Genomic DNA, 25314 nt, shown 5'->3' on the forward strand with positions numbered 1-25314 from the left:
CTCGGAAGGACTCTTCAAATAATTTGTGCTTCTTCAATATCTAGCGATAATTTACATACAGGGCAATCAGCCAAGAACACATCAGAAAAAGTTTCATATGTGTGTAACCTTACTAATTTATTCTCCTTATCCCAGCATCCCGAACAATAAGGTCCACTTTCATAGACTCCCGGGTTAGGACTTAAATAATAGAAGTTATCTTCAAAGATAAGTTGTTTCTCGATCTCTTGTTTGTCTTTATTCTCTTTCATCTCCATTCTTAACTGGTGGTTTTCTTCTAACAATCCATAAACTTCTGTTTGTAAGCCAATAATTTGTTGATGCAATTCTATGTCACCAACCCTTTGTGCAAGGCCAGCAACCGTTTTCAAAGTATCCATTACACTCATGTAAATCCCCCTTTTATTACACACATTCTACAAAAAAGGGGATTTTCCTTCTTATTCCATACTCAACTGAGGACATCCGCAGGTATTAAAACAGCACTAGCAATTTCCAACCAACGTATTAACATCAATGTTTCATATATTCCTCAGAAAAAACATAAAGTCATTTATAAGATACTAAAGGAGTGAAGTTTTATGAATGAAAACCACGCACTATTCCCTAATGATATTAATACAGAAAAGGATGTTTTTCTAGGTGAAACAAGCGTTCAAATTACGGGGTTTAATGGATATCCTAGTATACACATAGCAAAGTCATACTTAATCCGTGAGAATGATTATGATGATGAACTTTTTTATCATATTTTTGAGCATAAAACTGGTACCACTTTAATAAACTACGGACCAACTCAGTACAGACAAGTTGAAAAATTTATTGATATCACAGACAGGTGGAGTTTATTTTACAAAGACAGTGAAGACCCTAATCTATTAATGCCGGTACCCAACTCTTGGCGACACGAGTAAAACAATAATAAAAGGCCACATTTCAAGAAGTGGCCCTTTTTAAGTTGAAGATATTCGTGTTTATTCTACTTGAAACCTTTTTTTGCTTTATTCATAATATCTTTCCTTTGTATTTCACTTCTAGCAATTGCTATTCCTACTAGTTCTTCAGCACCGTTTAATTTTCTCTTAAGCATATCTTTCGCATTGAATTTCGCTTCTTCAGTCAAGGTATGATCGTCTTCAGATTGGGGTCTTTCATAATTCATCACAATTCTTTCCCCTTCTCCATTTTCAAAAAAGAATAGGACACTACAATAATTACCGAAGTCTACCAATTGATATACCACCTTTTTCTTTTAAGTGTATCAAATAATTCCAATTATTCTTAATGATTTGATGATCAACTGACGACATCCGTTACCCATTTAAAAAAGCACCTTATTAGCAAGGTGCTCTGAAAATCTAATAAGACTATAGTAAAGCAATCAAAACTATCCAAAAAGGCAAACTTAGTAGGATTCCATTGAAAACGCCACCAGCAGCAAAGTCATCTGTACCTTGTACATAATTAATAGAAACCCCTCCTATGTTTTACTTATTAGAAGTTTTCCCTTCCTCATTACCAATAAACTTTTTAACATTTAGGAATGTGTTCTTGTGGAAATGCGAATACAAATTGATTATCAATCGCCCACCGGAAACCGTCATTCATCTGTTGTTGAACTTCTGCTAATTCAAGTTTGTTTTCGTGAGTGAACAATATTTGAATGTCCCTTTGACCACCAGATGATTTTAACGTGTTCAGTTCACTTACAACGTCCGATACATTTTCTAATCTCAAGTCAGTATGAGCAAAATAGAGATCGTTAAACACTTCATAATAGTCATCGCATTTACTGAGTGTTTCCCTTTCAACAGCAGACAAATTATAGTTTATTTCTCTGTCGTCCTCAGCGCTCAAAAAGCCTTTCGGCGGATGGGTTGTAGATTTCCACTCCTGTATAACTTCTTCACGACCTTGAAAATAGTGGATTCTAGGTAGTAAATCGAGAGAACGTTCACCAGCAAAACGAATGATTTCATTAATAGTATTTTGGTAAGCTGTTTTTGCTTGCGCTGCATCATCTGTTTCGTACCTAGACGGATTGTCTAAGGCGTGAAATCCAAATTTAAGCCAGTTCGACGCTTGTAGGAATTCATTCTTAAACGCATCCGTTGTTTGACTGAGGTTGAATGTTGAATTCTGATAGAAGCAATACAAGGAAACAACAACGCCGTATTGGTCGTGCATGTCTTTAAATAATGCGAATGTCGGCTGATCCCACAAGCTTGTATAAGAACCATTCGTCAAGTCTTCGAGCGCATCAATAAAGTCATCCACTGAAAAGTGCATGTACTTTGGAACAGTGTTCTCGTACACGGTTGCTTGGTCATATTTAACGTTGTTACCTGAATCACGCCATTGCATACCAGCGTAGTATTCGCCCAACATTTCAAATCCGGGTTCGAATGTCCCTTTTAGAAAATCGTTAGCGAATAATTGTACGTTTTGCCCTCTAACAACTGCTTTGATTTTATCCCCGTTTTTAATCTGATAAGAACTTGCCAACTTGCCTGTGTACTGAGTACCTAGTGATCCGTTTACTACCGTCCATATGTCGCGGTTCGCTGGTACTAAGAATGCGAAGTTTTTCTTATCTTTTCCCATTGCTATTCGAGAGTATGAACCAATACCTTCGCTATCCTTAATTTTATATTCAATGGCTCTTGGATTTTTAATCACTTTATTTAGAGCAGTGTTAATATGAGTTGTCGCACCTGTTGGCATTTGTAGGGCAGCGTCCTCGATAGTAATCCCTTTAGTATAGTCCCAAGCGTTCTTGTCTTCTAGGAAGTTATCTAGGAATTTGCCATCATCTATTAAATCTTCTAGTTGAGTGCCTTTGCTTTCGTTTAGTCTGTGTAGTTCTTCCCACATGAATAATATCCCCCTCTCTTAGTTATTTTGACCGATTGCAAATATTGTTAAGTCACCAGATGTCGGGGTGGAAGAAGCGTATAGGTTCACTTGAAGCTTTGTAGTCTCGATGTAATCAAGGTACGTTTCAATCGAGTTAATCACTATATAATCATCCGTATTTGCGGGTAATACAACTTTTTTATTATACCCCCGCACAAACTGCTCTCCATCCCAATACTGCAACCCTTTATCTCCGTATATCATACCTAGTGAAAACCATAGCTCAACCTCGGAATCCAGCGTGTTCCTTGCGTAAAATGTTAAAGGGCGATACTTAGACGTGTTCTTATTAACTCGGCGAGTTGTCGTATCTCTTATCTGTTCAGCCACAAAATATTCGACTACACCCTTTTCAATATTACTCCCCGTTAGTTGAGAAGTAGCTGGTGTGGATCCATCAATGATTCCGGCCAGTTGATTCTTGAGGGCTTGCTGCTCATTGACGACCGCATCCAACTTCTGATGAGCCGCGGTATCAGCCACAGGAAACTTATTCACTTCACTGATAGGAGTCTTGCCATCAGGACCGACAATGACAGTTGGCATATAAGCGTGTTCGTTGTCTTCCGTCTTCTTACCGAAAAATTTATTTTCATTAATGTCTTTTGGCAATTCAAAAGCCATTATAGCCACCTCTCTCTATACTTGATTTTAGTTTTTACTCCGGTGGACGGTAGTACTTCAAATGTATTCCCTCCTGGTCCTAACCAGAAAAAGGCACTGTTCACTATGTCCAACATCGTCATGTTACGCTCTCCATTCAGCTCTATTTTCCTTACACTCTGGCCAGTATCTGTTTTCCAATTCGAATAAATTCGTAACTTGTCCCCTGATGTAAAACCAAAAAGCAACCGGATATATCGACCCGATTGCACATGCTTTAATACATATTCAGTTCCTGGATCAGTGAAAGTAATTTCAGCGATGAATGGTGACTCGGCATTTGTGCCGGGTCGAACAATCGGTGTTTCTTGCGCAGCGAATAACGCAGGAATTGTGATGGTCGGATCACCAGATGCATCGACGATTTGTTCTTGCTCGACGCTATAGATGTACGGGTCTGGCATGACTAACTCAATCAGGAATCCACCATCCATTTGGGTAATATAGTCGAATTCATAGCCACCGTCCTGCATCGCATATATTTCCCAATCAGGCTTATAATCCAACCGGATGGTGTAAGCTTCACGAGAGAAAAAAACACCGTACAATTTATGCTTCAAATCATCCAATTCCACAACTGATTCGGATTCGACCTGTAAGCCGATTTCCACTTTACGTACATCTAGTTTGGATCTCGTTACCCTGGCACCATCCATACCTGCCGCTTCAGTCATCGACCGTTTCACGGTAGGAGGCGATACATTGAAAGAGCTGACCCAGACACCAAGGTCTTCATGCATATCAAGCACCACACCCGACGGATACTCGATATGAAAGTTCTTTTCACTCTTCAAAGTTACCTCCCCCTTCTGAACTGTAGATCATTTAATTCCACTTTCACCTCAGGTGCGACTAAGCGACCGAGAGCCCTTTTATCCATAATGACATCTGCCGGCTTCATCTGAATGGTGATAGATTGATTGGTCCCTTGTGTGCCGCTTGCTAGATCTGTACTCATTCGATCGAGATTGCAAGAAACGTTAGGACTGACCCCGGCTCCGGATGCATAAGCAGGTAGTCTCTTGTTAATGCCCGCCATCATCTTCTGCGTTTCCTCATGGGTGTAAACATCTGCTCCTCGCTGCAGGTTCGGGATGAACCCAAAATCATGAAGGGACCACTGATTGCCTTGTCGGATTAACTCTGGCCCCTCTTCACCGACGACAGCTGGACCTCCCGGGTGGAAGTCGGTACCTTTCGCATAATTGACGTAATGACCACCGCCAGAAGTGGTGATATTAAGGGTTTTATATGCAGGTCTGGAAAGACGTCTGTTGATTTCGTAATCGCTAGGTGACATATTAGTTTGCACTGTTTTAGACACGTCACGACCTAGCTCTCTCGTATAGTTCCTGGCATCCCTTGTGAGAGTGCTGATTTGCCCTCTGGCCGACTGAAGCTCACTGATTTGTCCATCAATGGCAGAAATCCCGTTCCGATACTCCCTTGTATTCCGCATGTTGATAGGTGTCTGGTCCCTCAACTTTTGTTTTTGGGATTCCAGTTTGTTGATCTGATCTTTGATAACGCTAGTGACATTACCCTGGTTAACAGCTTGGCGAGAAATCTCATCCTTGATGCCTGCATTCTTGAGGTAGTTTATCTGCAGCTTGTCATAAACCATCCCGAGTTTTGCAATTTCCGTCTCTGTCTCACCGATGATCTTTTCTTTTTCGTTCTTTTGCCGCTTCAAAGCCAGTAGCTGATCATTCAATCCCTGCTTACCGTCTTTGATCAAATCATATTTCCGACGGAGAGGCACAATTTGATTCTGTAATTGTTGCCATTCGTCACTGCCGGCTTTCACACTTGCTTGTTGTGCTTGCAATGAATTAAGCTCTTCTTTTGTTTTTTGTCTGAGTGTTTCTAATTCACCAGCGGTATAAGTGCTGATTAAGGTGTTGATTTCTTTCTCACGAGTTTTTAAGATGTTCAACTGTTTTTGTTGAGCGTTGAGATCCGCGGTCAACTGTTTCTGATTCTCGAGTGCAGCATAAAACTGTCCTTCCAGTTCGAGCGTGGCCATCTTTTCAATTTCCGCATTGTATTTACTAAGTTCACTCGTTGTACCAGCGATTTTGTTCCCTTGATTGGTAATCTGCTGCGTTGCACCTGGTAAAGCCTCAACCAGGTTATTGTTCAGTTGTACCATGGTCGACAATTCACCATTAGTAAAACCTGATTTCTTTTCTAGCTGTGCCATCTCTTCTTTAATGGCTGCTATGACTTGAGGATTAGACGCTTCTTGCAACTCAGACTGCAAGTCTACATATCTCGCAAACTGATCATTCGTAAGCTTGGATTTATTTCGTAGAGTGTCGAATTGACTGATCATAGCGCTCGCTTGATCATGTTGCTGTTGTAAGCTTATTGCTGTTTCGAGGCTAACATCATTTAATTCATTTTGTCGCTGAGCCAGGGTGTAAACGGTCGTACCTAGCGCGGCTACTCCGGCAATCGCTAAACCAACAACTCCACCTTTGCTCCCGAACTTAATCAGGTTGCCAGCTAGACCTGCAGCTCCCGCTGATTTAGATGCGGTACCAAATCCTCCGGAGAGTTTACCCAGTACATTAGTGAGTCCTGAAAAAGTCTTCAATGCAGGTCCAGCTAGTGCTGCACTCCCCGTCAGCGTCAGGAGAAATTTCTGTGTATCTGTATCCAGGGTTGTAAACCATTCTGATAATTCTTGAATATGAGGCGTAACATCACGGGCAATTTCCAACATCTCTTCTCCGAGTGGCTCCAATGCATCTAAAATGCCTCTAAGGGTTTGCTTGAATTCTCTGCTGAATGTCTGCTCCTGAGAGGCTTGTAACTGCCCCATAGAACCGTCTACCGTCTGCATCGACTCATTCACATCATCAAGTGCATAGACCGTTTCCTGCCCCATGTCCTCCCATTTGGTGCCGAACAGCTCGACTCCGATCTGATTGGCTTTCACCTGATCATCCATGTTCTCCAGTTCCGGAATGACCGTGTCGAAAAGCTCCCGTGTCGTAGCTTCTCCATTTTCGAATTCCTTGAAGAGGTTTTGCGTTTCATCAGACATTTCCGCAAATGCATCCACCGTTCGATCGGATCCGTCTCGAACGCGTACATCAAACTCTTTCATGATGTCGTTGATGTAATCTAGATTATAAGCGCCGTTCTTCGCACCGTTAGCCAAGATGGAGAAATACTCTTCTGCCGAGAACCCCATTTGCTTGAACAAAGGAGCGTATTCGGATATGTTGTCGTACATTTCTTGCGAGTAGTTTAACCCCTCAGCCTGACCTTTCGCGAAGAGGTCCATTGCTTCTTCCGATGTTTTACCGAAGTTATGCATGAGCTGATTAACACCACGAGTGACCTCGCTTACATCTGATTCCGTAACATCGGCAAGTGTGAGCATCTGCTTCGTGACATCTTGCAATTCCTTACCGGAATTAATACCTTTAATATTTTGCTTGACCATGGCCATAGAACGAGCGATTTGCTCCGGGGAATCTCCGAAACCAGCATTCCACACTTCTTGCATATCGTCTTTTAGTCGTTGGGCTTCATCACCCGTAGCACCTAACGAGCCAATTAAGACCTGTCCTGCGTCATGAACGCTCATGGCTGCCACGCCCGCTGCTGTACTGACACCAGCCAAAGGTAAGCTGACGCCAGTGCCTAATTTATCACCGAGGTCATTGGATTTTTGACCAAGTTCATTCAAAGACTTTTCAAACTTATTAGCTGCACTTCTCGACTCCATCATTTCACGTTGCTGTTTCTCGATGCTCGATCGCGTCTGATTGATCGAGTTCTCCAACCGCTGTTCAGAAATTTGAAGATCGAGTAACTTGTTGGCCAACTTGTTTGCTTCATTGGAGTTCTCTCCATAAGTCTGTTTCGCTTTCTTTAGTTGAGCATCTGTGGCGTTGACTTTTCGCTTGACTATGTCTTGCTGCTTCCCAAGGTACTGCACTTTGGTCTCGAGCTTCTCCGTAGCCGTGGCCGTATCTTTCATCTGCTCTGATTGTAGCTTGAATTCCTTCTTGAGCTTGGAGCTCTCGGCACTCATCTCTTGAATACCCGCATTGAATTCTTTGTTAAATATACTAAACTTTACTTTGGTCTCATTCTTCTTCGCCATTCATCTCACCTCACTTTCCTTGTGTAGCCGGGTTGTTTTTCCAAGCGTCCAACGCCTGTTTACTTTCGTAAATCCTCTCTACATCCGGTATTGGATAATGCCAAAAGACATCTTCTCCAATACCAGCACCTAGACAATATAAAACATAACGATCCTCTACACATTCGATGGTGAGCTTCGGGCTCTTGATTTTCGGTTGGTCCCTTTCTGCTTTGCGATCCAGACTATTCCTCAACCCTTTTGCGAACTCATTATCTTCTTTCAGAGTGCAAGCTTCTAAGACTCTCATATAATCAGCTCTCAACCGCTCATCACTAGGAGAGTAATATTCTTCAAATGCATCGACAGTAACTGCCTCTCCAGGATAAGGACCGATGACAGCCAAGTAGACAATGGCTTTGTATGCGCCCAGCTCCAATAAATCGGTCAATTGGGATTTCTCTAAGTACCCAAGCTTCTCTCCCATGCTTAATGAGTGGTTGGTGATAGCAGCCTTGAGCATCGTACCGCCAACGTTAATTAACTCGTACTTTGCCATGTTCAACGCGTCTCCTTCATAAATTAAAAAGAAAAGACTAGCAAATGCTAGCCTTTATACTTGTGGTGTGGTTTCTACTAAGGTGTAATCAAATGCTGTATGCCACGTATCCGGAACAGTGGAATCGTCAGCTAGTTCCGAAACCAGCACTTCGTAATACAAGTTCTTCATTGCATCAGGATACGCGGTCAACGTTACTTCCATCTGAGCGACCTCATCTCCACCGTTTTCTAAAGAGAAGCCAAATCCGTTTGTAGAAGTGCAATTCGGAAATGCAATAAGTTTGGTTACGTCCTCAAACTCATCAATCACATCGGCCGTTAGTACGAAGTCTTGCCCTACAGAAGACTGAGAGTATTTATAGACACCCTCCTTCAAGTCCTGGTTAGAAAGGCCGAATAGTTTTCTAACTATGACGACAGGCACATGTCCCGTCACGGTCAACTCCATCTTTTCTGGCTTCACTTTTTTCCCGACTTCTACACCTTCACAACGTTTGATCAGTTCCTTTAAGGTTGTTTCTCCTTCAACCGATCCGATACAAGAGAACTTTTCTCCCTCACCTTGGGTGCCATCACTATTCTTGAATTGAGCACTAGCATTCGTAATCTTCGTCGGGTCGAATGTTTCTACTACTGTAGGCATCTAAAATTCCTCCTCTAATAATCGATCTACTTGTCGATTAATTTCTTCTAATATTCTATCTGTACGCGCATCCATTCCCTCTCGCATGAATTCATGCGGCACTTCTTCCACCGAAGTTCCCAAAGCTTGGTCCGGGAATACCAAATACCAATAAGGTCGTTTCGGTTTCACTTCGAAACCAAGATTGAAGGTGGTACTTCTTATAGGCCTGGAATTTTTCGCGTGTTTCTTGCTCTTCTTTGAAACCGGAATCCTTGTTATAATCGCATCCTCAACTTCCCGAACTCCGAAGGTGTGCAACGTCTCATTAATAAGCTTCTCCACGTCTTGTGGTATTTTTGATAACTTTTCTTCGAGCTTCCGAACATCTTCATAATCCAACTCAAACCGGACACTCATATTTGACCGTCCTTCGGAAGATGAAATTCACACGATCCACATACTCGTCGGTATCGAGTTTCTGCACCTGATCCTTTTCTGTTCTAAGAAATTGAATGGCTTTCACTTTTGATACGGCAGAAATGACATCCAAGCTATCAGTCTCGACCGTATCGCTCCCCTCCGCCAGATACGTCACATAAATTTCTTGGTTCAAAGTACTGGGGTTTTCACCAGCCGTGAAATCCCCGAATACCAAAAGGAACAAATTCAAGGTTTCCGGACGTTCATCTTGAGATACCGTATCCTGATATATCGGAAGCCCGAAGGTTTCGTCCAGATTGGTTAACAACTTCTGATTTTGAAAACTAATCAGCTGCTTCGCTTTTTCATTCATTGAATATTCCAACTCTCACTGAAAGTAGCCGGGATGTTGTCTTCCGGTTCTTCTTCATTCTGCTTAAAACTGCCAATCTGGCGAAGATAGAAAAACAGGTTCCGTTTAGATCGGTCATAGTCCACAGAAATCACTTCGTACTCTTCTGCACCAATTCGGATAACCAAGTCGGACTTTTTCCATCGAAGGAATAACGGCGGGAAAGGTGTCTTCACCTTTACATCCACCGAGCTCCCCATGGTTTCTGCCATGCTGTAGTCCTCTTCGCGTATGCTCATCAACTGGTAAGCGAGCTTCCCTTTTTCTACGAACTCTTTTCCAATTACTTTCCTGGTAGGAGATCGTAATGTTTCATGCCGACCATAAACAAGAAAACCGTCGTTATACACTTCATGTAGAGGTTTCGGTATTTTCCGCTTCAATCGACTTCACCCCTTCACGAATCGATAGCTTGACCAGTTCATTCTGGAAGTTGATTTCAAACAGTTCGAATGAGTGGTTGTAAACGTAACGACCGTAATCGAATAACAGCTGCCGGACCGTTTCATCTTGCTCATAGTCCAACTCCCCGCCTCCGATTTCATTCAGATACGCTTTTCCTCTTTTCACGATGCCAAGAACTTCACTGTTTTGATCTGGCCAAGTAATCCGTAGGTATTGTTTCAACTCTTCCATCAGATCATTTTCTGTAAATGCCATAGAAAAGCCACCCCCTATTTGTCAGAGGATGGCTTGTCAGTAGTTTTCTTTTCTTCTTTCACTTCTTCAATAAATGCCCGTTTATACTTAGGGTGCTTTCTTGACAGTTCTTTTACCCTTGCAGGATTCAGCTTCTTATTGTTTCTTGGATAGGGGTCTCCAACTTTATAAAAGTGCTTTTCGTCCTTCAGATCTTCAAAGTTATTCACGACCTTATAAGGCATGTTCTTCTCCTCCTTTAATCAATCTAAGCTCCAGTGGTAGTCGTGACCGTCAGTACCTCACTGAGTTCCGACTTCAGCCCGTTTTCAGCAACCGCAACGACTTGATATTCGTATGCAGTGTCAGCTGTCAATCCGGAATCCGCAAGATTGGTTCCTACTCTTGTATCGACCATGACACCATCTCGATAGATTTCATAGTTTGCGATGCCCGCCTCATACGTAACAGCATCCCACGAGACGTCAACTGATGTATCTGTCACATTGGATGCTGTTAGATTTGCGGGCGCATTAGGGTGTTTCCGCCCCAATATTAGAAATGTCATAGACTTTGAAGGAGTCATTGTCTTTCGGACGGCCATTCGCAGCCATTCTTGTCATGTACACGCGTTGATCTTCGATGAAACGCACTTCATCAGACTGTTCGATTTTTCGATTGAATCCGACACCCATGAAGTAGTCAGAGGCAACCCCTGCAACCATCTTGCCGCTCGGCACCGCTACGGACTGAATGATGGTAGCTGGAATCGGTAGAACGCCGTAAGCATATGTTCCGTTTTGAGTCAGATAAGTCGTAGCACCGAAAACCTTGCTCCAGTAGTCCAATGGATTTACCACAAGGATAACGTTACTTACAGAACGGGTACCATCCTTCGTAAGAGGGGCCATCACTTCTGTTCCAAGTGTGGCTGGATCAAATGCAGTCAGTGTAGTGGCAGATTTATCAGGATAGACTCCATCCACTACAGCACCGGAGAGATTCTTGATCATACCAATCGGTTGATCATTTCCAGTACCTTTTACAATGGCCTCTTCTAATGCGATGGATACGGCTTCGGCAAGTACTGCACGGACGTATCGGTCCAACCACACCGGACCAAGTGCCAACATAGCTTTTGCTACCGGCATGAAGGCAGATAGCTTGTACAGGTCGGTGTTCAGCACTTCGAAACCATCATCCAGAAGTTCTTTGATCGTTGATGTCAACTTACCCCAAAACGCTGGGTTAACGGTTCCTTTTTTCGATACCCACTTGGTAATACCAGTTGTATTAACAAAATTAATAGCTGTAAGAAGAGGGTGGTTTTGCGTCAAGTCCTCGAACACCCGAGTGATAACCGTCGCCGGTACCAATGCCTCTACTCCATCAAACCCTTCCCCATCGATAACCTCGTTGTAGTATTTTTTCTCTTCGGAAGTTAGGGGATGCATCCCTCTGGAACTGAGTACTTGCTGGTCATTGATTTCTTTGTGCAATAGAGTATTCGCTTCTTGAAGGATATCCGTCTGAATGCCTTCCGCCATGTTAACCATAGCTTCCGCGAATTTTTCTGAATCTCCGGACTCGAGAGCCGCCACTAGAGCTTCACGTTTCTCTTGATCGGATTGATTGGTCTTGTCCAGGTTTTGAACCCCTGTACCTCCACCAAAGAACTGCATATTCCCCAGTCTCATAAACGGTTGCTTCTGTTTCGCCTTTAAATCTTTCATCACTGCTTTTTGATTGTGACTCATCATTATTCCTCCTCTTTCTTAAAACGATTCAACAAGTTTGGGATTGGTTTCTTCGCATTAGCTGCGTACTTTTGTAGTAATGAATTCTTGACTGGTTCCTTTGGTTCGTCTTTCTCCGGCTCTTCAATCTCTTCATCTGCGAAGCCAAGCGTCACCGCTTGGGAAGCTGTCAGGAAGCTCTCATCCTCTAATAAGTCCTCCAACTCCTGACGAGTACCAGTGAACTTATCTTCATAGGCCGCGATGTAGGCTTCTGCAATCTGATCTAAGTCATCCGCTACTTTCCGGAATTCTTTGGCGTTCCCGAGGGCAATTGTCCAAGCATGGTGAACCATTAGGGTGGATGTCTTCGGCATAAAGAGCTTATCTCCACCCAACGCGATAATGGATGCAGCACTTGCGGCCAATCCGTCCACATAGACATTCACCTTCGCCTCCTGACGTTTTAGCTGATTATAGATAGACAACCCATCAAAAACGTTTCCTCCAGGACTGTTGATGTAGATATTAATCGTTTCGGATTCCGTTTCTTTCAAGAAAGTCATTACATCTTTCGCTGAAACGGAATCTCCGAACATGGATTCACCAATAGGTCCATAGATGAATAGATCCGCTTCCTTGGATTCCTCTTTCTCTTCTGCACGGAATTCCGTCTTCATATTATCTAAATAGGGTTTGATTAGCTCATTTTCACTAAGGTTTGCTAGCGTTGCAGACGCAAATACACTCTTCCGGTTCAATTCGTTCATTCGTCCTCACCCCCTTTCAAGAATTTCCTGATTTCTTCATAGTTTTTGGTGATGAAGTATTCATCTGCCCATCCTTCATCGATTGGCTCCTCGTCTATCATTCGTTTGTTATCATTAACAGAATGCGTCCCCGAAGACAGGAATTTCTCCATCGCCCCGGCCAGTTTCACAGGATCCACGTATTTGATAAGCGATGTGTCAATTTTCAGGAAGGTACGATTCAAATAATCCTCTTTGGTATATTGCTTCCGGTTTATTTCATCTTCTAACAACTCCGCAATGGGCTGAACGCAGAACATCAGAAAGTTGTCGGTTTGATCCTCAACATCTGCCAAGTCTCCTTTAATTAATCCCTTTGGAATGTGAAAAGCCATACTGACCATGTCCACGATGTCATCCACGATGGCACGCACATCTCTGCTTGTTTGACCGGTTAACTGAATCTCTTCGTATTCAAGATTGTTCTGTAAGGGTAGAACAGATGCGCTCTCTGCAGTCATGAAACGCTTCAGTTGATCATTGAACATTTTTTCTCTCTTCGCTTGTTCTTCTCCCTTTTGCGAGGAAACGCCAGGCGTTTTGACTTTCGCCCTCAGTGCATTGGAACGTTTGTAATAGTTGATGGCGGAAGTCAATAATTTTCCATAACTCGCATACATGTTGTCGATAACACTCTTGATCCGCTTATTATTCAGCTTGAAATGAAAAACTTCACTTTCTGTAAAACGCCGATTCAGTTGATAGTTCTTGATGACCACGTTCCTATACTGATTTTCATACAAGGCAAACTCTTTCATATCGTAAGACTCCGCTACATATAACTGTCTGTTCTGCATCACAAGTAAGCATTCGTTCTCCATGACCAACTTGGAAACAAATTCGTGAAAAAATTCACTGGCGTTCTGGTTTTGGTTGGGTTGTACATTGAAAAGGTAATGGTTGTTCTTCTTGACTTCTTTGCCTTTCTCATAAGTCCTGAACTTGGATCGGATTAATGTATTCGCAATGAGGTTGATACACGTCTGGACAGCTAAGTTCTTGTAGTGATACTCAATCCCTAAGTCAATCCATACCTCTTGCAAATTCATCTCTTTGTCACTAGTGAACCCGAACAGTTCTCTTATTCCCACGGTTTCTCACCCCCTTAAAAGACCATGACATCGAATGGTTCAAACGGCTGCGCTTCTTCCAGTTCATCGTCTTCTACGAGCGCATGTAAAAAAGCGAAAAACCCATCGGTTTTCCGCTTGTCCTTATCGATCTTGCAGTATTCCATATTGCCATTTCCCTTTTCATCTTTGTACACGTTGCCCACATACCACCTCATGAGGGGATCGTCACCGAAAACGACCGTTTGATTGATGAACATCTCATCCACAAGGGGAGAGAGCATAGCATGAGTCGCTGGTCCTTTCCGTACAATTTCTACTTCAAAGCCGGCTTCTTCAAATTTAGGCTTAAGGATGGCAGCGCGGTACTTGTCCATCACTATTTTTTTAATATGGAACGTTTCTAGCATATCGATGAACCAGTTCACAACCTTGTCTGGATCTATCGATTTTCCATACTCGATGGTACAAAGGTTCTTCTCTTTGGCTATTTCGATAATCTCAGGATTGATGTCTTGCAGCTTAAGGGCCAGATGGTGGATAAACGTATGCTGCTTCCAATACCGCTTCCCGTCATGCTTGAACATAATACCCACCGAACAGAAGTCACGGATATCTGCGTAGTCCAAAGCACCTAAAGCCGGAAAGCCCTCCACCTCATCCGGGAATGATTGATCTGTTGCCAACCGGTCTTCATAGGTCGCTACTTCCTTGCGGACATCTTCTTGTGGGCAGTTCATCCGTTTAGTCATAAACTCCAGCCTCAGGGAAGCGTTGATTTGCATATCGTGATATTCCTGCTTCATTTCTGTCTGAAGGTTTTCTAAATACGGAAATGATGGATTCGCTTTTTCCCATTTGCTTGGATCATCCACTTCTTCTTCGTTATCCAGTTTGCATATGAATGGAAATAAAGTTGATTCAGGCAGCTCCTTATTCAATACCATTTGCGCTTCTTTCTTCATGTCATCTAATACACCACCACGTACATAACCATCTGTTGTGATGTAAAACGTGCGGGGGTCCTTTTTCTTACCTAGCCCGGAGGTGAACACTTTGACATTGCTGTAATCCTCATATTCATGAATCTCATCAAAAATTACTGCTCCGGATCTTTTACCATCTTTCGTCCTGGCATTGGAGGTATTGTATTCTATTTTCGATTTAGTTTTCCGATGCTGGATCAACATCTTGGAATAATAAAAGATATTTTTCATTTTCTTTTGTCTGGACGGGTCATCAATAACATCGTAAACGTCCTCAAAAGATGTCTTTGCCTGCTTCTCTGACGTAGCGACAATATCGATATCATACCGATGGATCCCGTGATGGTTACTCATCATATAAAAGCCATTAAAAGAAATATAACCATTCTTGCCCGCTCCGCGACCAAGCTCCAGCAAGAAGCGATTGAACATCAACCGGCCATCCTCGTATCTAACTCCATAAATAAAGGCATTGCAAAATCTTTGCCATGCCAACAATTCAAAGAAATAGGGTTCTGGTTTCTTTACTGAGTTTTCAATTGCTTCCGCATCGATAACAACACCTGGTTGATCGAGTTTCCACTTTAAGAATTTCATCAGCTGCTTCTGCTCTTCACACGATTCAATTTCTCCTTGCTCGACCATCCGCATATAGTCATCGATATAAGGATGGTATTTATATGTCTTCGATTTCATCTTCATCGCCCGCATTATTCTTAAAGGAAATCTCAATAAGTTTAATGAGCTTATCATAAGCAGCTGTATAACGGTTCATCGTCGTGTTATAGGATTTTTGAGCAGGGTTTTCAATCAACATTTTTTGAGCCCCATTTTTATATGTGTAAGTCGGGCCTTTTGATTTGATCGTCGACTCTAAGATTTCAAGCTGAATGGTCATAAAGGCAATTCGTTCAATCAACTCTTTTACCACTTCTCGAACATTTTCAGGAAAATCGAGTACCAAAGAGTTGAGCCGGTCAACCTCTTCTTGGATCATTTTGTCCTGTTTCTCGATGCTGGGTTTCCTTGCCATTTGACCCCACCCCCCCTCTCACGTGCGAAATGGCCAAAAATGTTTTTTCCGATCTCCCCCTCCTCGTTTCACGGTTCCCCAGAAAAGGTGTAAAACTTTTTGAGGGGGGGTCACCATCTTTCTTCATTCATAAACTTAGGTTTCTTTTTTCTGATGTATTTCTCTAATCGTTTGTGTTCCTTGTTGTGGCAACTAATGCATACTGCCTCGACATTATCCAACTGCAGTGCAAGCCAAGGATGCGTCTTTACTTCTTTAAAATGGTGAACGTTTTGTCCTAGTCCGACTTTACCTTTACGTTTACACTCTTGACATTCATTGTTGTCCCGTATTAATGCTTTAGTTCTCACTTCCCTCCAAGCATCGGATTGATAGAACTTAACCATCTTATCTTCTTTGATTAGCTTCTTTATTTGCTTAATATCCATGGATTCAACCTCAATACTAAAAAGACATCTGCAACATTGCAGATGTCTAAGTTCTTATACTTTTCACAAGTGAAGATAAGACAAAAATCAACTCAAATTCTATTGACTCCTGTCTGTCTCCTTGATTTTTGTTATAGCCTTTTGTACAGCTGTAGTAGAGAAAACTGAATACAAGTTAAAAACAAAGGACTTTAACTCAATCATGCTGTTAAATACGAAAGAAAGATATATTACCATTAATAATGAATAAAGCATGTTATTGCATTTAGTACTAAAATAAGGTAATGCCCAATCAGTCGGCAACCCACTTAAAACGACAAATAATACAAAGTTCACTATTAACAAAGTAAGGTAAAGTAATGATATAGCAAAGAAGTAGTTATTATAAGTTAAAAAATAGCTTCTTTTCCCTTGATTAGTTTTCAATAGACCTATCAAAGTTTCGCCAGTTGCTAATGCTTGGAATATAGCATAACCGGTAATAATAAGAGCTAATATCGCTACTGAGACTGTAGTGACATAATTCACTATTCCAAGTGCATGCTCAATCCCGTTAACACTGTTGATAAGTACAAAGTAGTACAATATCATGATAAGTATAGCAAAACCAACAATCACCAAAAACCTATTCCTGGAAGGTTTCAATAAAGATATACTATTTTTAAATACACTTTTGAAATTCAGGTCTTCCAATAATTGATTTGCATTACCACTGAGCTTTTCCTTATCTTCTGGCTTCATATAATAAACCTACTCTCTAGAAGAAAATAACTTTTCAAGCCCATCATAAAAACGACTATATATAGATTGGTTTTCTTCACTTGTTTCATTGAATTCATTTTTCGTTAAAGCCTTACCGGAAATTTCATCGAAGCTTTCATCAAAATCTACATCTTCTTCAAGTCTGAATACAGATCTTTCTGTAAAGTCTTCATCGTTAAGTGTCCTTACACTCTCGTCTTCATATTCAGCAGTAATAGAAGGTCTTACTAAACCTTTGGTCTCTTCCAGAGTCTCTCCTACTTTTTCAAAGTTCTTCGGACTATTGATTTGAATATTTCCGGTCTTACTTTCATATTCAGGCAACTGACTACGCAACTCATTCACAATATCATTTTGGGGTATGTCTCCATTCAAAGGATAAAAACGGAAGACAGCTCTTTGAATTTTTTTAACCTTCTCAAGCTCTTCTTGAATTTTCCCTGTTAATGGAATAGCAACTACGTGTAGATTTGGCTTAGGAAGCTTTTCTTCCTGATCACTTTCTTGGTCACTGTTGGCTTCTCTCACGTATCTTTTCAAATACCATTCAGCTACATTAGAAAACTGTGATACCGTCGGGCTTCCTTTTTGATTCTTCACTAGAACCATCCGATGGTTTTTTAGGTTAATTACAAAGTATGAATATGGATCAGATTTTATGTTAACGTCGGTGTTCTCGAGTTCTCCTTTACTATTTCTCTGAGATTTAACTTCCAAATGAGTACCTTTCACAAATAGACCGACCAACATGAATATTCCATTTCTCATAGTGAGACGCACATTTTCGATAGTGTAGTTAACACCCTTTATTTTCCTAACGTAATCTTGTTGAAATGCCGGTATTATAACTCTCTCTAGATTAGTTAACAGAGGTTCATCCTCTTTACCGAACGTACAGTTGAAATTTGCGATAAATGCATCTTTTTTATCTTTCATTATAATCAATCCCCTTTCAATCCTACATATTTCGACATCAATACATATTATCCCTTTTATCGAAGGGAAATTTTTCACAGGATATCAGAGGGTGATTTATATTCTAATATACATTTCCTATTTTCTGCTTTCTGATGTAGGTACATACCAATAATGAATTTTTTTTGGGTAACCTCTACTTATAGGTGGCTTAAGTACCTCTGAATTTTAGATACGAAAATATAACCCATTTTTTTCTAAAATTAAAGGTTTTTGGAATTTTATGTTGAAAAGAGTATATTAAGGGCGAAAGGGTCTTTAACACAGGAGGAACCAATGTACAAAGTATTGAAGCAAGAAACAGTTGTCTATGTAGTTCCCACCAGCAGATATGGTTTAGATCACGACCGCGTGAAGATTCAGAGCACTATGCAGTTAGAGAAGCCTCTTCCAAAAGAAGAAGTTCTGTTTGTTCCAAGTAAAACCGAAAAAGTTGATAAGGCTGTCAGAAACTTCTTAAATGAAAGAGGTTTCGATTTCGGTCCAAGGCTAGCAAGCGATGTTAACAACAAAATAAAAGACCTTCCGGAAGAATATATGGATCCAGAAAGAAAAGATGAGACCAGAAGTGATTCATTGCTGAGTTATTTGATCACTTATCTTGATCAAGTAAAACCACAACCAATCGAAGGCACAACTTCTCACTATCATTTTGAATATGAATTTCCTTTGTACCCAAATGAAACTGAGGAATTCGAATTCATGACATCATTACCCTTTAATGGGTTTGAAGAATCCGGGAGAATGGAATTAGAGCTCATCATTATTCTCCCAGAAGACGTAACGTTTGACCCTAAAAAGACTAAAGGCGTGACAGCGGATGGTCAAGAAATTACGGAGCAAACTTATAAAACCCAGAATAATCGAAGTCTTGTGACATTCTTCAGACAAGTAGATCCGGATTTCTACGTAAGTTACAAATATTAATTAACTAGACCTTTTCGCCCTTCTTAATGATATGAACTCAAAATAATATATGCATTTCTCATGAGTGTTGCATAGTGGAGTGTATGCGCACCTCAAAGTATCATGCTGAACATACTATTATCCATTTGTTTTCTCATTTTAACTTCACATCTATTAATATGGCTTTGAACTGTTGTTTTTTTTACTCCTATGAGCTCTGCGATTCTTTCATAAGAAAGTTGTTCTACTTTGTTCATAAAGAAAATGTCTTTTTCTTTATTAGTAAGTACCGACAGCACGTCTTCTATCCGCTCCCTATCCAGTTCACTTACACTATTCTCAACCGCTTCACTCTTCAATGGTCTACCAATTGCCGACATGGTTTCTTCATCTGTAAAGATTAATCGCCTGTAAGCTTCCCTTCTATCTATCCCTCTCTTTGCGTAAGGCTGTCGACCTCTCCCAATCCATTCAATGATGTATTGAAGATCACTGATCATGAGACTGTATAGTTTAAGATCTTCTTCGTCTTCTGGAGTATTTGCATTGGCTTTGAGCTTGTCGCGCAGCTTCTTTGTCTCTCGTAGCGTTCGCTTGTACTCATACAATAGTTCGATCATCACAATCAGTTCCCCCTACTATGTTTGTCGATTACCGTTCGCTATATCCCGTCGCACTCTGTATTTGATTGCGTTTATGTCCTCTTTGAGAGTATCGACCGCGTTCTGCCACCTTTTTTTCAATATCCGTAGTACTCCGCTTCCATTTCTCTCGGACTGGTTATGGCAAGCTCAGCAGTTTCCTTTTTGTACTTTTCAGCATTCAGATAAGTTTCTGAATAAGTTTGTTTGCGCGCCGCATAAATCATCTTGTACTGACGCGAAAAACTTTTTTTATTATTTTGAAGAAGTCACTTGATAAATATCCAATTAAGTATATAATATAGTCAAACATGAGTATATCGAGAGGAGGTGTACCAGTGTATGGTCAGTAAAGAATTGGAAGATGCAAAGCAATTCGCCTTAAAACATGGGGCTTCCAAGATGATCAAGCAACTTATGCTGAAAAGTGAAATTTCAGTACAGGAACTAGCAAAAATTTTAGACATAAAACCCCAGTCATTTAGTACAAAGTTATATCGAGATAGATTTACATACCAAGAAGTTCAAATGATTACTCATTTACTTGGTTATAAAATGGTTTCAATTAAAAAGAAAAAGTAGTGAGGGTGATTTTCACCCTCTTTTTACAGAGACTTTTTGTTATATTGCTAAGTTTACTGCACATGCCTTCAGCCCTCTAGCGGAGCTCCACCGTCAATTTCCTTGATAAAATCGAAATGAATTTTTGTTACTGGAACAATCAAACTTTCACCTCCTGTAATCTTATCCCTCACATATTGATACATGCTCGAAGTAATCGTCGAAGTCATCCAATTCATCTTCAGATAGATTAACAATTTCAAATTTTTTCCGCATTGAGGACATTTAATAATGTCCCCAAGATTCATTTCTTGAATAGACATTTCTATTCAACTCAACTTATTTAGCAGGATTGACTTGCATTCTCTATTTCATATCCTCTTCGCTCATTTGATAATTCTTCACCGATTGGTCGAATGATTCCGTCTTCTTTCCGAACCGCAATGGTTCTGCTTCATACCTTTTGATACGCCCCACTGCCACGCCACCCCATTTCAAATGCTTCATACTTTTCCCTGGCATTCTTTAAGATTTTAGAAATCATTTGCTGAGTTATTTTGTGTTCCGGTGCGATTTCCTTATTAGAGAGTCCCTTGGCTTTAGAGATCACAATTTGTCTTTCTCTTTCACTGAGCACTCCCAAGTATTCTTTTAGGTGCATCCACGATAGATCGTCTGATTCCCCGTGTCTGAAATAGTGTTCCGTTTCGTCGTCCATGCCTTCATCCAAATGCTTGTTGGCTTTAAGCATTGACAAGGCGACCTCCAAACGATTCTCAGTCACTCCGAGTTCTTCCGCTACCTTTTCAACGTTTATATCCACGAGATTCATCTTGTTAATCTTTTGCAATACTTCGTGATATTGAGCCGGATATCTTACAATGCCTTCTAAATCACGAACTGCTTCAGAAATGGCACCAAATATTCTAAAGTGAGCCACAGTCATAAATTTGGTCCCGCGATTAATGTCATAATCATCGTAAGCTCTCAACAAACCGATAGCGCCGACTTGAAACAGATCTTCCATTGTGAGACCAGAATGATTCTTTTGCCTTTCGTATGGCACAGCAATTTTATAAATGAGCCGCTCGTACTGTTTGATGCACTCTTCTCGGTCTAACCATTTGCCATCGAGGAATTTTCGTTCTTCATGTTGTGGCATGTGCTTGGCACCTCCTGGTCACTGTAGCGATAGTCGAGGTCTACAAACTTTCCGTACTCTTTAATAAAAGCAAGCTCGACGTTACCGATCGGACCGTTACGCTGCTTCTTGAGGATTACTTCCACAATGTTCTGACTTTCTGATTCAGGATTGTAGTAATCATCACGGTAAAGGAAGCTAATAACATCTGCATCTTGCTCAATGTTTCCGGATTCTCTAAGGTCGCTCATCATCGGACGCTTGTCCTGTCTTTGTTCGACTCCTCTGGACAGCTGAGACACGAGGATAATCGGTATATCCAACTCTCTCGCCAGCAACTTAAGCTCTCTTGTTATGGAACCGACTTCAAGATCCCGACGCTCGTATTTGCCTAACACACTCATCAGCTGTAGATAATCGATTACAACCAAATGATTGTTGCGACCTTTTTCAATAACGGAGCGGCGTATGATTGCCCGCATATCTGAAACCGTCGTTGCCTTCTCATGGATATCGAAATCCCACTTCGTCATTTCCCCTATGGCGTTGATTGCCTTGTCATAGTCCTCATTACTGAAGAACATCGTGCGCCATTTTTGAGCATCGATATTGCCTTCTGCTGAAATCATCCTGTGGAGTAATTGTTTCGTTCCCATCTCCAGGCTGAAGATGTCAGCAGAACCTCCGTTTTTGCAATGTCCGGAAGCAATGTTCAACGCAAAAGCTGTTTTTCCCATCGAGGGTCGTGCTGCTACGATAAATAAGTCACCGTTTTGCGGGCCACCGCCTGTCATGTTGTCAAAGTCGCGGAATCCAACCGGACACCCTTTATCAGCCGCTTCTGTTGGAGACAACATGTCATTAGCAATTTCGGTTAGATATTCATACGTGCTCTTTTCTGTGGTCTCCACTCCTATTCCGCGAACATCCGTAAGAACTTTAATGAGTTCATCAAGCGATTGATCAGTAGGGCTTTCTGAGTACCTCATGGTGTGCTCTCTTGTGACTCGATTTCGGTAGGCATCGAAAATCATGCGCTGATAATGCTTGATCGTTTCCGTGCTCGGTACCGAGTCTGCGAGATCTGTGAGGTAGGATATACCGCCAACAACTCCAACTTCACTACCAAGTTCCGTTGCGACTGCTACAATATCCACCGCACCGTTGTTGTCGCTTACCGTTTTCATAGCTTCGTAGATTGTTTGGTGGCTACGGTCAAAGAAATGCGTTGGCTGGAGACTCAAATCTTTTATCAAGTGACCTTCTAAAAGAATGGCTCCCAGCATTGCCTGTTCCGCTTCCCGATTATTGATCATCGCTCATCGCCTCCACTAGCTTTTGTAACTCTCTCTGGAAGCGGTCCTTAGTTTCCTGTGGCACTTGCTCAGCTTCACGCTTCCATTGGTTCATCTTCTCAATGCTTTTATTTTTTTCAGTTGGGTAAGCGCTGATTTCGGCAATCGTAGGTGGGAACTTGTTTCCAACTACATGTTCCTGTGTACGTTTCATAACACGTTCATAGTCCATGTCTTTCATCATCAGAGCCCAAGTATCAAGTTTGTTCTGCTGTTCCTGTGTATCTTCAGGCATAAAGCGCGGATAGACACTTTGTATAACCTTGAAAACTTGCAGCACTTGTTTTTTATCCACTGACGTCTAGTCCCTTCCAGTCAACCGATCTTCCGCTGCGTTGTGGTTTGCCGGATAAATCAGCATCTTTCAACTGCTCAATACTGGTGATTTCTTGCTTTCTCCAGAGGTTCAATTTGTTATAAACGAATTTCCACGTTCGTCCATTTCCTCTCACTGCATCTTGAATGCCTTTATAGACCATTTCTTCTGGATCTTCAAATCCGAAGTTATTTAACACGTCATTCAAATCATCAAGAAGTGTAGCTGTGAGTCCTCCAGGAGTAACTAAGTGATTATCAACCAATGCTTTGATAATGGAATCTACTTCTCGCGCTTCCTCCTCCTCTTTATATTTTTCTTCTTTTTCTTTTTCTTCTTCTTCTTCTTTTTCTTGCCCTCTTGTCGTTAACGTATCGTGGTACGTATCGTACAAATCCTTTAATGGCGCGTTTTTTACGTTTTCTCCAACTAATTGGATTAATGAGCGGTCTTTCACATCAGCAAGCTCTTTCTTCACACAATCAACAATCGGTTTTCCACCTTTATTGAGGTTGTACTTTCCCCAATTTAAAAGAGCAACCTCACGCGTGTCTTCGTTATAGCAAATGAGCTTATGATAATTCTCGAAACGATCGAACAACGCTTTCACCGCTTCGATGGAATAACCTAATTCAAAAGCAGCTTTCTTACGAGTGAGCTGGTAAATGCCAGTTTGAGTTGTGCTTGGATTGGTTAGTAGATATAGGTAAAACAATTTATCTTCAGGAGTCATTTCTTCCTGTACCTTTGCATCATCCCAGAACTCCGTGTACACTTGTCTAAATTTCGCCATCTAGTTTACCTCCTGAATATGTGCTATAATCTTGTTAAATATTTGTTGAAGCGGCCGATGTTGCTGCATCAGCCAGCTTCGTTTAATAGCTTGTCGAGATAATCCACACCTTTAGGCGTGACATAGGTTTGAGGCTTATTCATTACCTTGTCACCCATCTGAATGGATTTTTCTTTGACTACAAAGTATCCTCGGTCTAAATACGTCTGATACGGCGTGTTGTTGGACATGAGGATTTTTTTCTGTTTCAAATACATAAACAGCTTGTTGCGTCCAATACCCAACGCTCTAGCCACAATTGCGATCGATTGGTGATTCTCTGCACTAATGAATCGATCATGAGCTTCTACCTTCGGTTGGTTACGCTCAGCTTCTTCTTGCAAATTGGCTGCTATGCGAAGTGCTTCGGAAAAGGTCTGCGGCACCTGTAGTGAGTAATTTCCGCTTTGTCGGATGGAAGGCAATACCTCATAGGTAACCCATTTCTTAAATGCCTTCGCTTCCTTTTTCCTGCTTTTAAAAATCAATGAATACAGTCCGGACTCGTTCACTAGGTTCATCTGCTTTTTACCGAACTGGGTCGGTATTACCGAGGTAGCTTTTTCGTCTTCGTCTAATCGAATTACTGCGTCGTGACTGTTTTTAATTTCTAAAACATCACAAACGTCAGCTGCCACAAACCAAACCGCTTGTTCCATAATTACTGTTCGAACTTTTTTATCCTGGTAGTTAAAGACTTTCTGTAATTCGTTCAAAATTATTCACTCCTTTAGAAACGTGAAAAGAGATTTATGGATGGTCTGCTCCATTTAGGAGTGTTTATTAGAAAAGGTGATATGGTGCCGCCCTTTTTTGGGTGGCTTTTTTTATTGGGTAAGAAAGTTGATTACCCGTTCAATTCTTTCCTTCTCTGATCCACTCAAAAGAATTTTGATATCATCCAATGTTTTAAGATGCTGCATTTTTTCTTCGCTTGGAATGTGCTTTTTAAGAATGATCTTGTTGTTATCCAAATAGATTTCCAGAGGATCCTTTTCATTGATTTCTAGATTTCGACGGAGCTCAATAGGTAATACTACCCGACCAAGTTCGTCCACTTTTCGTACAATTCCAGTTGCTTTCATAATTTATTCCTCCTAAGTAATTAGCACCGAGTTTCTTTTATACCTCTCAAACCAGATCTTCAAGACCGAGTCAATGATATATGCTGGTAAAATTCAAATACTTCAGGGTGCTTTTCTTTAAAAGCATCTAAGCGACGCCCAGCCATAAAAGGTATTTCAAAGACCTTTTCCACATCTGTCATTAGGACCGCCAAGCGTGTATCCTTAATCGATGACCCAACTTCAGCTTCAATAATCTCTTGGAAGCGGTCTTTCAAATCAATCAACACTTCTTCTTTGTTCTTGAATTTCGACATTATGTTTCCTCCCTTTTAAGCGTTGCAAATGCTCCAGTACAAAA

General features: G+C 41.3%; 35 protein-coding genes. 3 read left to right on the forward strand and 32 right to left on the reverse strand.

Annotated elements, in window-relative coordinates:
• Positions 1 to 14: 14 nt before the first annotated feature.
• Positions 15 to 389, reverse strand: a complete 375-nt coding sequence (locus E4663_RS06730) for a hypothetical protein (RefSeq protein WP_135327038.1) — start codon at positions 387 to 389, stop codon at positions 15 to 17.
• Positions 390 to 581: 192 nt separating this feature from the next.
• Here E4663_RS06730 and E4663_RS06735 point away from each other — a divergent pair, with 192 nt between their 5' ends.
• Complete coding sequence (locus E4663_RS06735; protein WP_135327039.1) at positions 582 to 914, forward strand: hypothetical protein; 333 nt, start codon at positions 582 to 584, stop codon at positions 912 to 914.
• Positions 915 to 979: 65 nt separating this feature from the next.
• Here the strand turns inward: E4663_RS06735 and E4663_RS06740 are convergent, their stop codons facing one another.
• The 21 genes from E4663_RS06740 to E4663_RS06840 all read right to left on the reverse strand — a co-directional run bounded on the left by E4663_RS06740 (position 980) and on the right by E4663_RS06840 (position 18098).
• Complete coding sequence (locus tag E4663_RS06740; protein ID WP_135327040.1) at positions 980 to 1231, reverse strand: hypothetical protein; 252 nt, start codon at positions 1229 to 1231, stop codon at positions 980 to 982.
• A gap of 299 nt (positions 1232 to 1530) precedes the next feature.
• Positions 1531 to 2874, reverse strand: a complete 1344-nt coding sequence (locus E4663_RS06745) for a hypothetical protein (protein ID WP_135327041.1) — start codon at positions 2872 to 2874, stop codon at positions 1531 to 1533.
• A gap of 18 nt (positions 2875 to 2892) precedes the next feature.
• Positions 2893 to 3540, reverse strand: coding sequence for a hypothetical protein (locus tag E4663_RS06750; RefSeq protein WP_135327042.1), 648 nt, complete (start codon positions 3538 to 3540; stop codon positions 2893 to 2895).
• The gene (locus E4663_RS06755) at positions 3540 to 4373 is read right to left on the reverse strand and encodes a phage distal tail protein (protein WP_135327043.1); all 834 of its coding nucleotides are present in this window, start codon (positions 4371 to 4373) and stop codon (positions 3540 to 3542) included. Before E4663_RS06755 ends, E4663_RS06750 begins: the two co-directional genes overlap by 1 nt.
• 2 nt (positions 4374 to 4375) lie before the next feature.
• Positions 4376 to 7702 carry a phage tail tape measure protein gene (locus tag E4663_RS06760; RefSeq protein ID WP_135327044.1) on the reverse strand — a complete coding sequence of 1109 codons (3327 nt, stop codon included), beginning with the start codon at positions 7700 to 7702 and terminating at the stop codon, positions 4376 to 4378.
• A 10-nt stretch (positions 7703 to 7712) separates the two neighbouring features.
• A complete protein-coding gene (locus E4663_RS06765; RefSeq protein ID WP_135327045.1) occupies positions 7713 to 8240 on the reverse strand; it encodes a hypothetical protein in 528 nt (175 codons plus the stop codon).
• A 54-nt stretch (positions 8241 to 8294) separates the two neighbouring features.
• Positions 8295 to 8885: a phage tail protein gene (locus E4663_RS06770; RefSeq protein WP_135327046.1), complete on the reverse strand. Its 591-nt coding sequence runs from the start codon at positions 8883 to 8885 to the stop codon at positions 8295 to 8297.
• Complete coding sequence (locus tag E4663_RS06775; protein ID WP_135327047.1) at positions 8886 to 9284, reverse strand: hypothetical protein; 399 nt, start codon at positions 9282 to 9284, stop codon at positions 8886 to 8888.
• Positions 9268 to 9672: a hypothetical protein gene (locus tag E4663_RS06780; RefSeq protein ID WP_135327048.1), complete on the reverse strand. Its 405-nt coding sequence runs from the start codon at positions 9670 to 9672 to the stop codon at positions 9268 to 9270. Before E4663_RS06780 ends, E4663_RS06775 begins: the two co-directional genes overlap by 17 nt.
• A complete protein-coding gene (locus E4663_RS06785; protein WP_135327049.1) occupies positions 9657 to 10082 on the reverse strand; it encodes a phage head closure protein in 426 nt (141 codons plus the stop codon). The genes E4663_RS06780 and E4663_RS06785 overlap by 16 nt, the downstream gene beginning before the upstream one ends.
• Positions 10051 to 10359 (reverse strand): phage gp6-like head-tail connector protein, encoded by a 309-nt coding sequence (locus tag E4663_RS06790; protein ID WP_135327050.1) that lies wholly within the window; start codon positions 10357 to 10359, stop codon positions 10051 to 10053. Before E4663_RS06790 ends, E4663_RS06785 begins: the two co-directional genes overlap by 32 nt.
• A 14-nt stretch (positions 10360 to 10373) precedes the next feature.
• Complete coding sequence (locus E4663_RS20035) at positions 10374 to 10583, reverse strand: hypothetical protein (protein WP_193554837.1); 210 nt, start codon at positions 10581 to 10583, stop codon at positions 10374 to 10376.
• Between the two features lie 23 nt (positions 10584 to 10606).
• Complete coding sequence (locus E4663_RS06800) at positions 10607 to 10906, reverse strand: fibronectin type III domain-containing protein (RefSeq protein WP_158290441.1); 300 nt, start codon at positions 10904 to 10906, stop codon at positions 10607 to 10609.
• A complete protein-coding gene (locus E4663_RS06805) occupies positions 10872 to 12020 on the reverse strand; it encodes a phage major capsid protein (RefSeq protein ID WP_135327584.1) in 1149 nt (382 codons plus the stop codon). Before E4663_RS06805 ends, E4663_RS06800 begins: the two co-directional genes overlap by 35 nt.
• Before the next feature lie 77 nt (positions 12021 to 12097).
• Positions 12098 to 12844, reverse strand: coding sequence for a head maturation protease, ClpP-related (locus E4663_RS06810; protein ID WP_135327052.1), 747 nt, complete (start codon positions 12842 to 12844; stop codon positions 12098 to 12100).
• Entirely contained in the window at positions 12841 to 13974 is a 1134-nt protein-coding gene (locus E4663_RS06815; protein ID WP_135327053.1) for a phage portal protein, read from the reverse strand. Before E4663_RS06815 ends, E4663_RS06810 begins: the two co-directional genes overlap by 4 nt.
• A gap of 14 nt (positions 13975 to 13988) precedes the next feature.
• Complete coding sequence (locus tag E4663_RS06820) at positions 13989 to 15641, reverse strand: terminase TerL endonuclease subunit (RefSeq protein ID WP_135327054.1); 1653 nt, start codon at positions 15639 to 15641, stop codon at positions 13989 to 13991.
• Entirely contained in the window at positions 15616 to 15972 is a 357-nt protein-coding gene (locus tag E4663_RS06825; protein WP_135327055.1) for a hypothetical protein, read from the reverse strand. Before E4663_RS06825 ends, E4663_RS06820 begins: the two co-directional genes overlap by 26 nt.
• A gap of 110 nt (positions 15973 to 16082) precedes the next feature.
• Positions 16083 to 16358, reverse strand: a complete 276-nt coding sequence (locus E4663_RS06830; protein WP_241657123.1) for an HNH endonuclease — start codon at positions 16356 to 16358, stop codon at positions 16083 to 16085.
• 141 nt (positions 16359 to 16499) lie between these two features.
• Positions 16500 to 17141: a hypothetical protein gene (locus tag E4663_RS06835; RefSeq protein ID WP_135327057.1), complete on the reverse strand. Its 642-nt coding sequence runs from the start codon at positions 17139 to 17141 to the stop codon at positions 16500 to 16502.
• A gap of 9 nt (positions 17142 to 17150) precedes the next feature.
• Positions 17151 to 18098 (reverse strand): hypothetical protein, encoded by a 948-nt coding sequence (locus E4663_RS06840; RefSeq protein WP_135327058.1) that lies wholly within the window; start codon positions 18096 to 18098, stop codon positions 17151 to 17153.
• 315 nt (positions 18099 to 18413) lie between these two features.
• Here E4663_RS06840 and E4663_RS06845 point away from each other — a divergent pair, with 315 nt between their 5' ends.
• Positions 18414 to 19064 carry a hypothetical protein gene (locus tag E4663_RS06845; protein ID WP_135327059.1) on the forward strand — a complete coding sequence of 217 codons (651 nt, stop codon included), beginning with the start codon at positions 18414 to 18416 and terminating at the stop codon, positions 19062 to 19064.
• Positions 19065 to 19156: 92 nt separating this feature from the next.
• Here the strand turns inward: E4663_RS06845 and E4663_RS06850 are convergent, their stop codons facing one another.
• Together E4663_RS06850 and E4663_RS20235 are read right to left on the reverse strand one after the other, a co-directional pair.
• Positions 19157 to 19663, reverse strand: a complete 507-nt coding sequence (locus E4663_RS06850; RefSeq protein WP_241657167.1) for a sigma factor-like helix-turn-helix DNA-binding protein — start codon at positions 19661 to 19663, stop codon at positions 19157 to 19159.
• Between the two features lie 119 nt (positions 19664 to 19782).
• Positions 19783 to 19911 (reverse strand): hypothetical protein, encoded by a 129-nt coding sequence (locus tag E4663_RS20235; protein WP_277752101.1) that lies wholly within the window; start codon positions 19909 to 19911, stop codon positions 19783 to 19785.
• A 115-nt stretch (positions 19912 to 20026) separates the two neighbouring features.
• On the opposite strand from E4663_RS20235, the gene E4663_RS06855 reads away from it, so the two are divergent.
• On the forward strand, positions 20027 to 20266 hold the full coding sequence (locus E4663_RS06855) for a hypothetical protein (protein ID WP_135327061.1): 240 nt from the start codon (positions 20027 to 20029) through the stop codon (positions 20264 to 20266).
• Positions 20267 to 20334: 68 nt separating this feature from the next.
• Here the strand turns inward: E4663_RS06855 and E4663_RS19750 are convergent, their stop codons facing one another.
• From E4663_RS19750 to E4663_RS06890, 8 genes are all read right to left on the reverse strand, one after another.
• Complete coding sequence (locus E4663_RS19750; protein WP_158290442.1) at positions 20335 to 20484, reverse strand: hypothetical protein; 150 nt, start codon at positions 20482 to 20484, stop codon at positions 20335 to 20337.
• Between the two features lie 215 nt (positions 20485 to 20699).
• Positions 20700 to 21407 (reverse strand): sigma-70 family RNA polymerase sigma factor, encoded by a 708-nt coding sequence (locus E4663_RS06860; protein WP_135327062.1) that lies wholly within the window; start codon positions 21405 to 21407, stop codon positions 20700 to 20702.
• Positions 21362 to 22702 (reverse strand): replicative DNA helicase, encoded by a 1341-nt coding sequence (dnaB, locus tag E4663_RS06865; RefSeq protein WP_135327063.1) that lies wholly within the window; start codon positions 22700 to 22702, stop codon positions 21362 to 21364. The genes E4663_RS06860 and dnaB overlap by 46 nt, the downstream gene beginning before the upstream one ends.
• Positions 22692 to 23036, reverse strand: a complete 345-nt coding sequence (locus E4663_RS06870; RefSeq protein ID WP_135327064.1) for a replicative helicase loader/inhibitor — start codon at positions 23034 to 23036, stop codon at positions 22692 to 22694. The genes dnaB and E4663_RS06870 overlap by 11 nt, the downstream gene beginning before the upstream one ends.
• Positions 23029 to 23850: a DnaD domain protein gene (locus tag E4663_RS06875; RefSeq protein ID WP_135327065.1), complete on the reverse strand. Its 822-nt coding sequence runs from the start codon at positions 23848 to 23850 to the stop codon at positions 23029 to 23031. Before E4663_RS06875 ends, E4663_RS06870 begins: the two co-directional genes overlap by 8 nt.
• A 68-nt stretch (positions 23851 to 23918) precedes the next feature.
• On the reverse strand, positions 23919 to 24605 hold the full coding sequence (locus E4663_RS06880) for a BRO family protein (protein WP_135327066.1): 687 nt from the start codon (positions 24603 to 24605) through the stop codon (positions 23919 to 23921).
• A gap of 111 nt (positions 24606 to 24716) precedes the next feature.
• A complete protein-coding gene (locus tag E4663_RS06885; protein WP_135327067.1) occupies positions 24717 to 24974 on the reverse strand; it encodes an AbrB/MazE/SpoVT family DNA-binding domain-containing protein in 258 nt (85 codons plus the stop codon).
• A 59-nt stretch (positions 24975 to 25033) separates the two neighbouring features.
• On the reverse strand, positions 25034 to 25270 hold the full coding sequence (locus E4663_RS06890) for a hypothetical protein (protein ID WP_135327068.1): 237 nt from the start codon (positions 25268 to 25270) through the stop codon (positions 25034 to 25036).
• Positions 25271 to 25314 lie beyond the last annotated feature (44 nt).

This window comes from Halobacillus salinus (genome assembly GCF_004684905.1).
Taxonomy (GTDB): Bacteria; Bacillota; Bacilli; order Bacillales; family Halobacillaceae; genus Halobacillus; species Halobacillus salinus.

What these genes read in the sequence shown, in the direction of transcription:
- E4663_RS06730 (WP_135327038.1), bottom strand. Translation starts at nt 389, where the DNA reads ATGAGTGTAATGGATACTTTGAAAACGGTTGCTGGCCTTGCACAAAGG.
- E4663_RS06735 (WP_135327039.1), top strand. Translation starts at nt 582, where the DNA reads ATGAATGAAAACCACGCACTATTCCCTAATGATATTAATACAGAAAAG.
- E4663_RS06745 (WP_135327041.1), bottom strand. Translation starts at nt 2,874, where the DNA reads ATGTGGGAAGAACTACACAGACTAAACGAAAGCAAAGGCACTCAACTA.
- E4663_RS06750 (WP_135327042.1), bottom strand. Translation starts at nt 3,540, where the DNA reads ATGGCTTTTGAATTGCCAAAAGACATTAATGAAAATAAATTTTTCGGT.
- E4663_RS06760 (WP_135327044.1), bottom strand. Translation starts at nt 7,702, where the DNA reads ATGGCGAAGAAGAATGAGACCAAAGTAAAGTTTAGTATATTTAACAAA.
- E4663_RS06765 (WP_135327045.1), bottom strand. Translation starts at nt 8,240, where the DNA reads ATGGCAAAGTACGAGTTAATTAACGTTGGCGGTACGATGCTCAAGGCT.
- E4663_RS06770 (WP_135327046.1), bottom strand. Translation starts at nt 8,885, where the DNA reads ATGCCTACAGTAGTAGAAACATTCGACCCGACGAAGATTACGAATGCT.
- E4663_RS06775 (WP_135327047.1), bottom strand. Translation starts at nt 9,284, where the DNA reads ATGAGTGTCCGGTTTGAGTTGGATTATGAAGATGTTCGGAAGCTCGAA.
- E4663_RS06790 (WP_135327050.1), bottom strand. Translation starts at nt 10,359, where the DNA reads ATGGCATTTACAGAAAATGATCTGATGGAAGAGTTGAAACAATACCTA.
- E4663_RS20035 (WP_193554837.1), bottom strand. Translation starts at nt 10,583, where the DNA reads ATGCCTTATAAGGTCGTGAATAACTTTGAAGATCTGAAGGACGAAAAG.
- E4663_RS06800 (WP_158290441.1), bottom strand. Translation starts at nt 10,906, where the DNA reads ATGACATTTCTAATATTGGGGCGGAAACACCCTAATGCGCCCGCAAAT.
- E4663_RS06805 (WP_135327584.1), bottom strand. Translation starts at nt 12,020, where the DNA reads ATGCAGTTCTTTGGTGGAGGTACAGGGGTTCAAAACCTGGACAAGACC.
- E4663_RS06810 (WP_135327052.1), bottom strand. Translation starts at nt 12,844, where the DNA reads ATGAACGAATTGAACCGGAAGAGTGTATTTGCGTCTGCAACGCTAGCA.
- E4663_RS06820 (WP_135327054.1), bottom strand. Translation starts at nt 15,641, where the DNA reads ATGAAGATGAAATCGAAGACATATAAATACCATCCTTATATCGATGAC.
- E4663_RS06825 (WP_135327055.1), bottom strand. Translation starts at nt 15,972, where the DNA reads ATGGCAAGGAAACCCAGCATCGAGAAACAGGACAAAATGATCCAAGAA.
- E4663_RS06830 (WP_241657123.1), bottom strand. Translation starts at nt 16,358, where the DNA reads ATGGTTAAGTTCTATCAATCCGATGCTTGGAGGGAAGTGAGAACTAAA.
- E4663_RS06835 (WP_135327057.1), bottom strand. Translation starts at nt 17,141, where the DNA reads ATGAAGCCAGAAGATAAGGAAAAGCTCAGTGGTAATGCAAATCAATTA.
- E4663_RS06840 (WP_135327058.1), bottom strand. Translation starts at nt 18,098, where the DNA reads ATGAAAGATAAAAAAGATGCATTTATCGCAAATTTCAACTGTACGTTC.
- E4663_RS06845 (WP_135327059.1), top strand. Translation starts at nt 18,414, where the DNA reads ATGTACAAAGTATTGAAGCAAGAAACAGTTGTCTATGTAGTTCCCACC.
- E4663_RS06850 (WP_241657167.1), bottom strand. Translation starts at nt 19,663, where the DNA reads ATGATCGAACTATTGTATGAGTACAAGCGAACGCTACGAGAGACAAAG.
- E4663_RS20235 (WP_277752101.1), bottom strand. Translation starts at nt 19,911, where the DNA reads ATGATTTATGCGGCGCGCAAACAAACTTATTCAGAAACTTATCTGAAT.
- E4663_RS06855 (WP_135327061.1), top strand. Translation starts at nt 20,027, where the DNA reads ATGGTCAGTAAAGAATTGGAAGATGCAAAGCAATTCGCCTTAAAACAT.
- E4663_RS19750 (WP_158290442.1), bottom strand. Translation starts at nt 20,484, where the DNA reads ATGAATTGGATGACTTCGACGATTACTTCGAGCATGTATCAATATGTG.
- E4663_RS06860 (WP_135327062.1), bottom strand. Translation starts at nt 21,407, where the DNA reads ATGCCACAACATGAAGAACGAAAATTCCTCGATGGCAAATGGTTAGAC.
- dnaB (WP_135327063.1), bottom strand. Translation starts at nt 22,702, where the DNA reads ATGATCAATAATCGGGAAGCGGAACAGGCAATGCTGGGAGCCATTCTT.
- E4663_RS06875 (WP_135327065.1), bottom strand. Translation starts at nt 23,850, where the DNA reads ATGGCGAAATTTAGACAAGTGTACACGGAGTTCTGGGATGATGCAAAG.
- E4663_RS06885 (WP_135327067.1), bottom strand. Translation starts at nt 24,974, where the DNA reads ATGAAAGCAACTGGAATTGTACGAAAAGTGGACGAACTTGGTCGGGTA.
- E4663_RS06890 (WP_135327068.1), bottom strand. Translation starts at nt 25,270, where the DNA reads ATGTCGAAATTCAAGAACAAAGAAGAAGTGTTGATTGATTTGAAAGAC.